Below are 12,599 nucleotides of genomic sequence, written 5' to 3' on the forward strand. Positions count from 1 at the left end.
AGGAAAGAAGATGACGACAACTATTCCAGCAGGACAGAATAATAAAATGCGTTATATTTACCAGTTGATTGCTGGAAGAACCATTTCAGATATAGGCAGTTATTTAGATATGATTGCACTAAATCTGTATGTGTACTTATTAACGGGCAGTGCTGTTTACATGGGATTATTTATGGCTGTCCGTTTAATAGGAAGCTTTTTAGCAGGTTTCTATTCTGGAATGCTAGCTGATAAATTTAACCGCAAAAAGTTAATGATTATTAGTGACGTCGTTCGGTTTGGTCTCCTATTTTCCCTTGTCATTACTCCACAAGAGTATCATTTTTATATGTTATATTTTGTGACTTTTGGTATGGGAATGTTCAGCTCCATGTTTAATGTGTCAATGCAATCAAGTATTCCAATGCTTGTTTCGCCAGAAAATAGAGTAAGAGCCAATGCTTTATTACAATCGTGGCAAGCAATGGCGATGGTTGTCGGAATGCTATCGAGTGGGATTCTAATTAATTTGTTAAGTTATCAAAGTATCTTTTTCATTGACTCCCTTACCTACTTACTTTCAGCCGTTAACTTGTTTAGTCTGCCTATCAAAACGAATGAAACCCGGACGCAACCAGATCAAAAAACATCGCTTTTTTCGGAGTTTTCGTTTATCTATCGTTATTTACGTGTAATTCCCGTTCTATTATCTTTAATGACGATTCGATTATTTGATACCTTTGGTTCCGCAGCACACAACGTAGGGATTCCGATTTACTCTTCTATGATAAAGCCAGACAATCCCTCCATGATTATGGGCTTTATTTGGGGGATATGGGCAATCGGTAATCTAGTCGGCTCTCGTTTTATGAGTAAGCATTCAAAAAATGCAAAGGAATCATTCACAGAAAAAGCATTTGGTATCTCTACGATTTTAATGTCTTTCTTTTTCATTTTGCTGTTTGCTTTTTCTTCAACGTATCTTCTACTTATATGCGCTTTCTTTGCAGGAATATCTGATGGGATCTCAGCTATTTGCTATAACTCGCGTTTACAGCAAGTATCTGATGATAAGCGTGGACGTGTCTTTGGAGTATCCTCCACGTTGCAAACAATTGGATTTGCATTCGGTATGTTGATTTGTTCACCTTTATTTGAAATCATGCTGCCTATTTGGGTAGTAGGTATCCTACATGGTGTACCTATGATCATGGCGCTTATTTTCACGATTTACTTCTATCGGAAATGGAAGGTACCAAAAGGATTAGCGTCATAAATGATTCCTCAAACATGTAGTGTATGAGCTTAGCACCGCTATATGAAGCGGTGCTTTTTTATGGAAGGAATATTTACGTTCTAAATGAGAGTGACGATGGCTCTTTTCTGAGCTAGGGGCATGACAGAGCCATCGTTTTCTTTACTAGGGGTGTAGCTACCCATTCATTTCTTTGATCATATTTGTTACAAGACGCTGTGACTCGACACCTTCCCAACCATCAACAAGAGGTTTTTGATCCCCGTTCAAACAGTCCATAAAGTGTTGAACGGCTCCTTCAAATCCTCTCCGTTTCAAAATGGAGTCCCAAGGATGAGACATTACCTGCTGTGTATATCCTTCACTTTCTACCTCCATCATCTCTAGATTTTGGATTCGAGTGATCCCATCGATAGAGACAATTTCCAATTGCTCCTTATTGGAACCGGACTGGCGATGCATGGCTGTCGTAATGGAATAGGTACCTGCTCCCAATTGATGCTGGGCATGAAGGAGTTGCCCCTTTTCAGTAAGCGCAATAGTGCCATTTCTTATAGAGGAGGCTCCTAGCCAACGAGCTGTATCGATCAAATGAAGATAGTCATCCAATAAAGTAAATGCAGCAGAATGACCAGCATGAACTCCATGTTTACGATGTTTCTCAAAACGAATCCATGCAGTGGTTCCCATCTTTGCTTTTGCTTCTATATAAAGAGGTGCAAATCTTCTATTAAAACCAACCATTAGCTTACGGTTATGTTTTTCACTTAGCTCAGCTAGGATTTCAGCCTGTTCCACGGTTTCAGCTAAAGGTTTGTCGACAAAAACATCGACCCCGGATTTCAATGCATGCTGGACAATCTCAAAATGTGTGGAAGTGGAGCTATGTACAAATACGGCGTCACAGGCTTGGATGAGAGTATTCATATCAGAGTAGGAATTCATTCGATAGTGCTTACAAATTTCCTCACGTTTAGTTGCTGTGGGAGAGTAGGCACCTATTAATTTCCAATTCTTTTCGATTGCTACTAATGGTAAATATGCTTTTTGGGCGATGGAGCCCAGTCCAATTACTCCGATTCTAGGTTGAAGCATGTTGTTCCCCTCCTTTTATAACACATAGGTAAGTGTAGTGGTTTTCAGGGCAGAAAAACATAAAGACTTTCTCACAAAATGCTGACAATATTATTTCACAGTATCATTACTGGCACGTGTAACAAAGCAGTCAGATATCAATTCTGGCTACTTCCCTTTTAAGAAAATCTATGTTCAGTTATCAACTACAGTCAAAAAAGTTTTTTCGGTAAAAAAAGCATACCAATCTAGCAGGAAACAGGTACAATGAGAGCTAAGACTTATACATAACAGGCTGCGTTTTGCCAATATAAAGGAGGATATTACATGCTACAAAATCTTAAACCCGTTTGGGACTTAGATAGCATCTTCCCAGGAGGAAGTGAATCAAAGGAATTAGCAGCATTTCTAGATAACTTAAAGGAACATACTTCTTCCTTAACTGCTGATTTAAAAGCATTGGAAGCCTCACAATCGCTGGAACAGCTAAAAAAATTGGAATCGATTGTAACACGTTTTGAACAGGTGCGTTCCGATTTGATGCAAGCTAGCTCTTTCATTTCATGCTTAGAAGCACAGAATGTACATGATGGAAAAGCTGCTTTTCTACGTGATCGTGTAACGCAATTAGGAGCGGCAAGTGCAGAAACAGGCACTTTGTTTGATCAATATATTTTAGAAGTACCTGAGGAGCTATGGAAACAATTCCTTGAATTAGATAGCATGAAGCCAATTGCTTTCATTTTGGAGGAACGCCGTCAATTAGGGGCTGCTAAACTCCCAACTGAGCAAGAAATTCTGGCAGAAAACCTAGCAGTTGATGGGTATCATGCATGGTCGCAGTTATATGATGTGATTGTTGGTCGCATGCACATCCCAAGTGAGAAAGATGGGAAAATTGAAAATTTATCAGTAGGACAAGCATTTAACCTACTATCTGATACCAACCCTACAGTGCGTAAACAGATGTTCGCAAATTGGAAAACAGCGTGGTCTGAAAACGAAGACCTATGTGCAAAAGCTTTGAATCATTTGAGTGGTTTCCGTTTGGCGTTATATAAAGAGCGCAAATGGGATGACTTTTTGAAAGAGCCGGTTGAAATTTGCCGCATGAGCGAGAAAACATTGAATGTCATGTGGGAAGTTGTTGAGAAGAATCGTGAGCGTCTTGTGCCTTATTTGAAGCGAAAAAAGGAATTGCTCGGTATTGATTCTCTGTCTTTCTACGATTGGACAGCACCATTGCCTGGTAGTACAAGTAAAATGAGCTATGATGAAGCAGCACAATTCATCACAGAGCAATTTGAGAAATTTAGTCCCAAAATGGCTGAATTCGCTACATTGGCATTTGAAAATCATTGGATTGAAGCTGAGGATCGTCCTGGTAAGCGACCAGGTGGTTTCTGCACCGATCTACAATCGAGTAAAGAAACACGTATTTTCATGACGTTCGACGGTAGCATGTCAAGTACGTCTACACTAGCTCATGAATTAGGACACTCCTATCACACGTATGTAATGAAAGATTTGCCTGAGCTAGCAAAAGATTATGCCATGAACGTAGCAGAGACTGCTTCTACATTTGCAGAATTAATCGTGAAAGATGCTGCATTAAAAAATGCGAAATCGGACGCAGAACGTATTTCCATGATCGACGACAAGTTGGGCGATGCTGTTTCCTTCTTTATGGATATCTTTACTCGATTTACATTTGAGAAAAAATTCTATGAACAGCGCAAGAATGGAATGCTGAGTGCTGAAGAAATGAATCAATTAATGGAAGAAGCACAGAAGTTTGCTTATGCAGGGGCTTTGGATGAGTACTTCCCGAACTTCTGGTCAGCTAAGCTTCACTTCTATATTAGTGATGTACCATTCTATAACTTCCCGTATACATTCGGGTACATGTTGAGTGCTGGTTTGTTCGCACAAGCACAAAAAGAAGGGGCTTCCTTTGAAGAGAAGTATATTGATTTCTTAAAAGATACGGGTCGCATGACGGTAGAAGATCTGGCAAAAGCCCACCTCAATGTAGACTTGACTCAACCAGATTTCTGGCAAAGTGCTGTAGATGCAGCCTTGGCCAATATTGATGAATTTATGGCGCTCACAGAGAAAAAAGCGTAAAAAATCTACCGACGTAACAAGTAGGATGAAAAGGGAAAAGCTCTCGTATAAGAGGGCTTTTTCCTGCATCTAAAGCTATCATCTTATCTAATACATAGAAGTGAGGGACTATTTTTATGGCTAAAACATTACAGGAAGTCTTGCAACATCCCGTATTTCATTATTTTGCAGAAATATCTAACATTCCACGGGAATCTGGAAATGAGCAAGCAATTAGTACATATTTATTAGATTTTGCTACACAGCATGGATTAGAAGCTACACGAGACGAAGCATTGAATGTTATCATTCGTAAACCAGCCTCCGCAGGATACGAGGCATTACCTACCATTATTTTACAAGGGCATATGGATATGGTTTGTGAAAAAAACCAAGGAACAACGCATGATTTTCTAACAGACTCCATCCAGTTACGGGTAGTAGACGATATGCTATATGCAACGGATACAACATTAGGTGCTGATAATGGGATAGCTGTGGCTTATATGTTGGCTTTGCTAGCTGATTCCACTCTCAAGCATCCTGCTTTAGAAGCACTTGTAACCACAGAAGAGGAATCTACGATGGGAGGTGCTATGCATCTTGATTTTAGTCATCTGAAGGGTTCCATTCTACTTAATATTGATTCTGAAGAGGAAGGTCGTTTGCTAGTAAGTTGTGCAGGTGGTGTCACTGCGAGACAACGACTTGAGATTGAGTGGGCAGAAGTCGATGTTCAAAGTAAGCCATTACGATTGTCGGTACGGGGACTACAAGGAGGACATTCGGGAGCAGAGATTCATAAGGGACGCGGTAATGCAAATAAACTATTAGGTCGTGTGTTGCATGGTCTACAACAAGAGATTTCCTATCACATCCAACATGTACAAGGTGGAATGAAAACCAATGCTATTCCACGAGAAGCAGAGGCCATTTTATTTATTAAAGATGTAGAGATTGACAAAGCGAAGCAACTAGTGGGACAACTGCAAGAGCGATTTGCCACGGAATTGCGGGCGAGTGATCCAGAAGTTCTTATGGAGTTAACAGAAGTCCAGGTAAATGGAACACGTGTATTTTCCTCTCAGACGTTTGGTCATTTGCTTGCATCCTTTATGCTTACACCAAATGGGGCCCAAACGATTAGTCAAGAAATTGAAGGACTAGTAGAAAGCTCAACCAACTTAGGTGTTGTAAGAACAGATGAGACCCACATTTATTTAGAAAATGAGGTGAGAAGCTCTGTTGCAAGTTTGAAGGGAGCCATTGTTAAACAGTTGGAGATGCTTGCTTCCCTGACTGATTCTGAGCTAGTCACCGATTCTGATTATCCAGAGTGGGCTTATCGTCCTGAATCGGTTATTCGTGAGATTTGTGAACAGGTTTATGAAAAGATGAATGGAGAAAAACCGGAAATTACAGCTGTGCATGCTGGATTAGAATGTGGCGTATTTGCGGAAAAAAATCCTGATCTAGATATGATATCGCTTGGACCAAACATTTATGGAGCCCATACACCACAAGAGCATGTTGAAATTGATTCGGTCACTCGTATTTGGGAGTATTTAGTAGCTATTTTAGCTGCAACGAAAGAGTCTAAGCGTTTAGTCTAACCATAAGCGTGTTATGATGAAGGAAAAGTATACGGGGGATACACATGGACAAGGCAGACACAGAAAAATGGATGAGCCGCATTTTGAAACAGATTGTCCACTATTCTCATGAGCACCTACTTATTACGGATGGAGATGGTGTTGTTCAGTTGGTCGGGCCTACATGCGAAGCGATTTATGGAAAAAAACAGCAAGAGCTACTGGGACGAAATGTACGAGAGCTGGAGGAGGCTAAAATCTTCTCCCCTTCAGCTACTCGCTTGGTTTTAGAATCAGGGGAAGCCCAGACAATGATGCAGGAGACGATCTATAAACAAAAGCTGATGGTGTCTGCCTTTCCCATTTGGAAACCGACTGGTGAAATGGAAGGTGTTATTAGTTTTTCGCATGATTTGACTGAAATTCTGGAATTAAAACGCCGTTATGAAAATCTTACACAGCAATTAAAACAATTTGAGAATGAGATTGAGGAATTGCGGGAGAAAAATAGTGGGTCAGATCAAGTTGTAGCAGTAAGCCCAGCCATGAAAGAGATGTATCGCTTGGTAGAAAAAGTTGCGGGAGTGGATTCAACTGTCCTTATTTTAGGGGAATCGGGTGTGGGGAAAAACGTTATCGCCCGGGAAATACATCAGCGTAGTCGCCGTTCGCAAGGGGAAATGGTGGAGATTAACTGCGGGTCTATTCCAGACGGATTACTGGAGTCGGAACTATTTGGTTATGAAGCAGGCTCTTTTACGGGAGCTGCCAAAGCTGGGAAGATGGGGATAATTGAACGAGCCAACCAGGGGACTTTGTTTTTGGATGAATTGGGGGAATTACCCTTGCCCTTACAAGCCAAGCTGTTAAAAGTCATTCAGGAAAAACGGCTACAACGTATTGGGAGTACTACGTATCGGGATGTAGATTTTCGGTTGATCGCGGCCACGAATCGAGATTTAGAGGAAATGGTAAAAAGCGGAACGTTCCGCCAGGATTTGTATTTTCGCTTACATGTCATTCCTTTGCAGATTCCTCCCTTACGTGAACGAAAGGAAGATATCGCTGCCCATCTGAAATGGACATTGCGTTCTTTAAATGATCGGTACGGTTTACAGAAACGACTTTCCTCACAAGCAACTCAGCTGCTTCTCCAATATGAATGGCCGGGAAATGTACGAGAGCTAGAGAATGTTTTAGAAAGAATGGTGGTCATCGCTGACGAGGATAAGGTAACAGCTGAACATCTCCCAGCGGAAATCAGTAAATTACGTTTACCTACCATACTCACAGGAGAACTCCCTTTAACTCCAACTGTACCGTTGAAGCAAGCGATGGAGAGATTAGAGAAAAGTATGGTAGAACAGGCGGCTAACATTTGTCAAACAACAGTGGAGATGGCACAGATGTTAGGAATTAGTCAGCCTTCTGTGGTGAGAAAGTTACAAAAGTACCAGATTAAACGATTCAAAAATGAATAATTATTTGTTAGTGAATAAAACTGAAAACGATTTTATTCAAAAATGAATAAACGACTGTTGTCTTACACATGGTGTTGCGTATTACCATGTTATTTTCTCCTCTTTCTATATTTGGCATGATAATTGCTATTTATAAAAATAGTAGTAAAAAAACAGCTAAATAGCAATGGCACGCAAGCGCAGGTAAATATGAAGGGGGAGTATAACATGACAACTACTACATTTATATCCATAAATACTAGCATTCCTGGACCAAAATCAATGGAGCTAATCGAGAAGCGTAAGACATATGTACCAAAAGGTGTGGGCAATAACGCACCTATTTTTGTCGAAAAGGCAGATGGAGCACTCATTCATGATGTAGATGGAAATGTATTGCTTGATTTTGCAGGAGCTATTGGAACGTTAAATGTAGGGCACCGTCCAGAGGAAGTCGTCGAGGCAATCAAAGCCCAATTGGATAAATATATTCATACATGCTTTCACGTGGCGATGTATGAGCCTTATCTTGCTCTTGCTGAAAAACTGGCAGAGATCACGCCCGGTGCTTTTGAGAAAAAAACCATCTTATTAAATAGTGGGGCGGAAGCGGTTGAGAATGCTGTAAAAATTGCTCGTAAATATACGGGTAGATCGGGCATTGTTTCATTTACGCGTGGATTTCATGGACGTACACTGCTTGGCATGTCCTTGACCAGTAAAGTTAAGCCATATAAATTTCAAATGGGGCCGTTCGCACCAGCTACTTATAAAGCGATGTTTCCCTATCCATTACACCGTCCCGTTGATATGACGGAAGAGGCGTATGCTGAGTTTTGCGTCAGTCAATTTGATGATTTCTTGCACACAGAAGTAGCCCCAGAAGAATTGGCTGCAGTGATCATGGAGCCTGTTCAAGGAGAAGGTGGCTTTATTATTCCACATAAAAAGTTCGTGCAAGGTATTTATAACATTTGCCGTAAGCATGACATCTTGTTTATTGCTGATGAGGTACAAACAGGCTTTGGGCGTACAGGTGAGATGTTTGCGTCCACCCATTTTGATATTGAGCCAGATTTGATTACTATGTCTAAATCTCTTGCTGCTGGCATGCCGATAAGTGCTGTCTTGGGACGTGCAGAAATTATGGATGCTCCATCGCCTGGAGAAATTGGCGGTACATATGGAGGAAGTCCGCTTGGTTGTGTAGCTGCTCTGGCTGTGATTGAGAAAATGGAAAAGGAGAATCTAGTGGATCGCTCTCGACAGATTGGTGAGCAAATCATGCAGAATTTCCTCACCTTGCAAAAAGAGTTACCAATCATTGCTGAAGTTCGTGGTTTAGGGGCGATGTGTGCCATTGAACTCCTTCACCCATCTACAAAACAACCGATGAAAGAGTTTACATCTGCTTACACTAAATCTCTATGTGAACAAGGTGTTATTATGCTGTCTGCTGGTGTGCATGGGAATATTCTACGCTTCTTGACACCACTTGTTATTACCGATGAACAATTGATAGAAGGTCTTGGCATTATGAACCGTCTTTTAGTCAGTATGTATCAATCAACAGTAGCGACGGAGGTAAAATAGCATGAAAAAACATTTATATATTAACGGTGCTTGGAAAGAAGCGAAGGAATATCAATCACTCACATCCCCTTATTCAGGAGAAGTAATTGCACAGATCGGGCAAGCCGATCAGGACGATGTAAAAGATGCGATTGGAGCAGCCAAACAAGCCGCTATTATCATGGCCAAAATGCCTGCTCATCAAAGAGCCACTATCCTAGAAAAAGCGGCAGCTATCATGGAGAATCGCAAGGAGGAATTAGCTCGATTACTAGCATTGGAAGCAGCTAAACCAGTGAAGACCGGTCGCGCCGAATTAGCTCGCACCATTCAAACCTACAAATTCGCTGCTTCAGAAGCACGCAACATTCATGGAGAAACCGTTCCGTTGGATGCGGCTCCTGGTGGAGAAGGACGACTTGCTTTTACTGTTCGTAAACCAATAGGGGTTGTAGGAGCTATCACACCATTTAATTTTCCATATAATCTGGTAGCACATAAAGTAGGTCCTGCTATTGCTGCTGGCAATACCGTAGTTTTAAAACCTGCGGGACAGACCCCTCTTGCGTCATTGGTTTTGGCCGAGATTTTTGAAGAAGCTGGCTTACCAGCAGGGGCACTCAACGTGTTGCCAGGCAAAGGAAGTGTAGTTGGAGATTTACTGGTTACGGACTCAAGTATTGCTGCTATTACCTTTACGGGTAGCCCAGAAGTGGGGATTTCTCTAAAAGGAAAAGCAGGATTAAAACGTGTTACTTTAGAGTTGGGTTCCAATGCGGCGCTGATTATCAATGATGATGTGGAGCTTACACAAGAGCTAATTGATCGTTGTGCATTTGGTGCCTTCACATTTGCAGGTCAGGTTTGTATTTCCGTGCAACGAATTTTTGTGCATGAAAGCAAGTTTGCAGACTTTGTTAGTAAAATGAAGGTAGCTGCTGAGAAGATGGTAGTAGGTGATCCACTTGATGAAGCGACTGATTTGTCTTCCTTAATTGCTCCAAAAGAGATTGATCGAATGGAAGAATGGGTTAGTCAGGCTAAGAGCTTAGGTGCTAACGTAGTGACAGGGGGAAAAAAATTGGCTGAGCGATTGTATGCGCCAACCATCCTAACCGATGTACCTACTCATGCAAATGTCTCTTGTCAGGAAGTGTTTGGACCACTTGTTATGATAGCACCATTTACGACGCTAGATGAGGCGATTGCGATGGTTAATGATTCTCGATATGGTTTGCAAGCAGGTATCTATACCAACAATATTCATGCGGCAATGAAAGCTGCCGAAGAGCTTGAAGTAGGTGGTGTCATGATTAATGATTTCCCTACATTCCGCGTAGATAACATGCCGTATGGAGGTGTTAAGGAAAGCGGATTTGGTCGTGAGGGTATCAAATATGCCGTTGAGGAAATGACAGAATTGAAATTGATTAGTATAAAATTGTCATAAGGATAAAATTGGATGGGGTAAAAAAAGAGGGAAGATTTATCCCTCTGAAGAAATCATTACATTTGTTCAGAAGAAGTAGAGATGATATTATTGTCTCAAGGATCTTTGTTAACAACGTTCTTACATTAACAAAGTTCACTTACTACCCAATCCAAATATTTACCCTGTTCAAGCTATTTGCTTGGATGGGGTATTTTTTCATTTGTTTTTTTGTGGGATTATTTGGAATAATTATGCTATAGTCAAAGATGAAAAGGGAGATGGTTGGGTGTTAGTAGAGAGAGAGGACAAAAATGTTATCACATTACGCGGACACCATTTATTATGTGTACACGGTTTCGAGGAATGGGATATAGTCCAGCCTTTGCTGTCAAAATGAAAGAGATCGTTGAAAGAGTTAGGGATGAACATGACGACTTCTCTATTCGAGTGGTTCGTGCTTTAGACGATACCTGTCAATATTGTCCTCATAAAGGTGCAGGTATTTGTGTGGCAGACCCGACATCAGAAGAGCATGTGCAGACAATGGATCTGGCTGCTCTTACACAATTGGGTTTGGAGCCAGGTCATATATACCGCAAGTCAGAGCTGGTAGAGCGAACAAAAAACATAGTGGAACCTTCTGATTTGGATCGAATTTGTGCAGGGTGTTCTTGGCTAAGATACGGGGTTTGCAAAAAAGGGATTGCATTACTGAAAGAAAATAAATATTTAGAGATAGACGCTATCTGATAGTTGATGAGCAATGACATGTAATTCATCCATCTAGAGCTTTAATTAGGTAAGACACAGAAGGTATGGAAAAGAGGAGAGAGGGGCATAAAGAAAGAAAAAAGGCAGGCATAGGAAGGGATGAAAAACTTGGCACCAACACCAACTCCTGATAAAAAACCGTACTATTTATCCATTCACCCTCATTCAGTAACGGGAGATATCATCAACAATCCCACTGATACATCGTTTGATTATGAAGTTTTGGCTACACCTGGTGAGATAAGACAGCTTCAGGACTTGTTTGAAATGGCCTACGACGAAGACCTGAGTGGGGAACCGTATGAATACGATGAAACCCTCGATAAGATTTATCAACTCATTTACCACTTAGGCAGTTCAGATACTCGGAGTAGATTAGAGAGTATTGGAATACATGGTGATGTTCACTGATGAAGTGTGGGTATGTGAAAAAAGTAGAGTTTTCCCTTCAGTAAGCATTGCTTATTATCGTCTGACGATGTATATATAGGATACATTGACAGTACGAGAGGGGAAACAGTATGACAGATTACTCAGGTTTGCGCTCATTAGTTAAATTAGTGGAGCGTTTTGAGCCAAATATGGAACAAGTAACACTAACCATCATGACTGCCGATGATCGGGAACAAATTGTTAGTTTGTTACTTACGGGATTACGTGAATTACATCCAGATATGCAAATAAAATTGGAAAATAGCACAGGGGAATATGCAAGTCATGTAGCCCAGCTCGTAGTTGGAGGAAACAAGTATGTATTCTCCAAGGATTATAGAGAGACTTATATAAGTGAGATTAATGTATACGCGTGCCGTATCACAGCAGACACCCATGGTATATTAGTGTATCACCGTGATTATCCTGGGGTTATTCACGATGTTTCTCGCATTTTGGCCCAACACGAAATTAACATTTCCAAACTGAACGTTTCTCGTGAACAAAAGGGAAAATTGGCTTTACTGGTTTCTCTGACTGATGAGGAGATACCAGCTAAAGCTAATGAACAAATTGAGGGATTGCCGAATGTCACGAAAGCGATTTCAATGCAGTAACTTCAAAGATAATCAAAAAAGAATGAAAAATGGCGAAAAAGTGAACAAGAGCGGGTAACAACCAGTTTTCCGCTCTTTGATAGCGCTTGCATGTCATGGTATGATTATTTTGTGAATCAATGAAAAAAATCACATAGAACAGACTCTTCAGAGTCAAAAGAGTTACATTTGTATGAACAATTTGTGAATTATTATCGCTCTTTTCCTAAAGCAGCCGGAAATTGTTTACAATGGATGTATCTGTTTTTAAAATTAGCTATTGTCTGTCTAGCCTCAATTGATTGTTAATTTATAATTGCGGCAAAACGA

9 protein-coding genes and 1 pseudogene are annotated in these 12,599 nt (G+C 40.8%); 9 read left to right on the forward strand and 1 reads right to left on the reverse strand.

The window, feature by feature from the left end; translation table 11 throughout:
- Positions 1-10 precede the first annotated feature (10 nt).
- The gene (locus tag EEL30_11535; GenBank protein QDX92882.1) at positions 11-1,255 is read left to right on the forward strand and encodes an MFS transporter; all 1,245 of its coding nucleotides are present in this window, start codon (positions 11-13) and stop codon (positions 1,253-1,255) included.
- A 156-nt stretch (positions 1,256-1,411) separates the two neighbouring features.
- Here EEL30_11535 and EEL30_11540 read toward each other — a convergent pair whose 3' ends face one another.
- Positions 1,412-2,329 (reverse strand): gfo/Idh/MocA family oxidoreductase, encoded by a 918-nt coding sequence (locus EEL30_11540; GenBank protein ID QDX92883.1) that lies wholly within the window; start codon positions 2,327-2,329, stop codon positions 1,412-1,414.
- 306 nt (positions 2,330-2,635) lie between these two features.
- Here EEL30_11540 and EEL30_11545 point away from each other — a divergent pair, with 306 nt between their 5' ends.
- The 8 genes and pseudogenes from EEL30_11545 (at position 2,636) to EEL30_11580 (ending at position 12,290) form a co-directional block, all read left to right on the forward strand.
- Positions 2,636-4,435 carry a M3 family oligoendopeptidase gene (locus EEL30_11545; GenBank protein ID QDX92884.1) on the forward strand — a complete coding sequence of 600 codons (1,800 nt, stop codon included), beginning with the start codon at positions 2,636-2,638 and terminating at the stop codon, positions 4,433-4,435.
- 116 nt (positions 4,436-4,551) lie between these two features.
- Positions 4,552-6,027: an aminoacyl-histidine dipeptidase gene (locus EEL30_11550; protein QDX92885.1), complete on the forward strand. Its 1,476-nt coding sequence runs from the start codon at positions 4,552-4,554 to the stop codon at positions 6,025-6,027.
- Positions 6,028-6,071: 44 nt separating this feature from the next.
- A complete protein-coding gene (locus EEL30_11555) occupies positions 6,072-7,487 on the forward strand; it encodes a PAS domain S-box protein (GenBank protein QDX92886.1) in 1,416 nt (471 codons plus the stop codon).
- Between the two features lie 207 nt (positions 7,488-7,694).
- Positions 7,695-9,059 carry a 4-aminobutyrate--2-oxoglutarate transaminase gene (gene gabT, locus EEL30_11560; protein QDX92887.1) on the forward strand — a complete coding sequence of 455 codons (1,365 nt, stop codon included), beginning with the start codon at positions 7,695-7,697 and terminating at the stop codon, positions 9,057-9,059.
- A gap of 1 nt (position 9,060) precedes the next feature.
- Complete coding sequence (locus EEL30_11565) at positions 9,061-10,488, forward strand: aldehyde dehydrogenase family protein (GenBank protein QDX92888.1); 1,428 nt, start codon at positions 9,061-9,063, stop codon at positions 10,486-10,488.
- A gap of 268 nt (positions 10,489-10,756) precedes the next feature.
- Positions 10,757-11,220, forward strand: a pseudogene (locus EEL30_11570) (DUF1284 domain-containing protein).
- A 129-nt stretch (positions 11,221-11,349) separates the two neighbouring features.
- Positions 11,350-11,652, forward strand: a complete 303-nt coding sequence (locus EEL30_11575; protein QDX95746.1) for a hypothetical protein — start codon at positions 11,350-11,352, stop codon at positions 11,650-11,652.
- 110 nt (positions 11,653-11,762) lie between these two features.
- The gene (locus EEL30_11580) at positions 11,763-12,290 is read left to right on the forward strand and encodes an ACT domain-containing protein (GenBank protein ID QDX92889.1); all 528 of its coding nucleotides are present in this window, start codon (positions 11,763-11,765) and stop codon (positions 12,288-12,290) included.
- Positions 12,291-12,599: the final 309 nt, after the last annotated feature.

Source organism: Brevibacillus laterosporus, assembly GCA_007833815.1.
In the GTDB taxonomy this organism is placed as follows: Bacteria; Bacillota; Bacilli; order Brevibacillales; family Brevibacillaceae; genus Brevibacillus_B; species Brevibacillus_B laterosporus_D.

Coding starts and splice junctions, on each gene's coding strand:
- EEL30_11580 (QDX92889.1), top strand. CDS start 11,763: ATGACAGATTACTCAGGTTTGCGCTCATTAGTTAAATTAGTGGAGCGT.
- gabT (QDX92887.1), top strand. CDS start 7,695: ATGACAACTACTACATTTATATCCATAAATACTAGCATTCCTGGACCA.
- EEL30_11555 (QDX92886.1), top strand. CDS start 6,072: ATGGACAAGGCAGACACAGAAAAATGGATGAGCCGCATTTTGAAACAG.
- EEL30_11545 (QDX92884.1), top strand. CDS start 2,636: ATGCTACAAAATCTTAAACCCGTTTGGGACTTAGATAGCATCTTCCCA.
- EEL30_11540 (QDX92883.1), bottom strand. CDS start 2,329: ATGCTTCAACCTAGAATCGGAGTAATTGGACTGGGCTCCATCGCCCAA.
- EEL30_11550 (QDX92885.1), top strand. CDS start 4,552: ATGGCTAAAACATTACAGGAAGTCTTGCAACATCCCGTATTTCATTAT.
- EEL30_11535 (QDX92882.1), top strand. CDS start 11: ATGACGACAACTATTCCAGCAGGACAGAATAATAAAATGCGTTATATT.
- EEL30_11565 (QDX92888.1), top strand. CDS start 9,061: ATGAAAAAACATTTATATATTAACGGTGCTTGGAAAGAAGCGAAGGAA.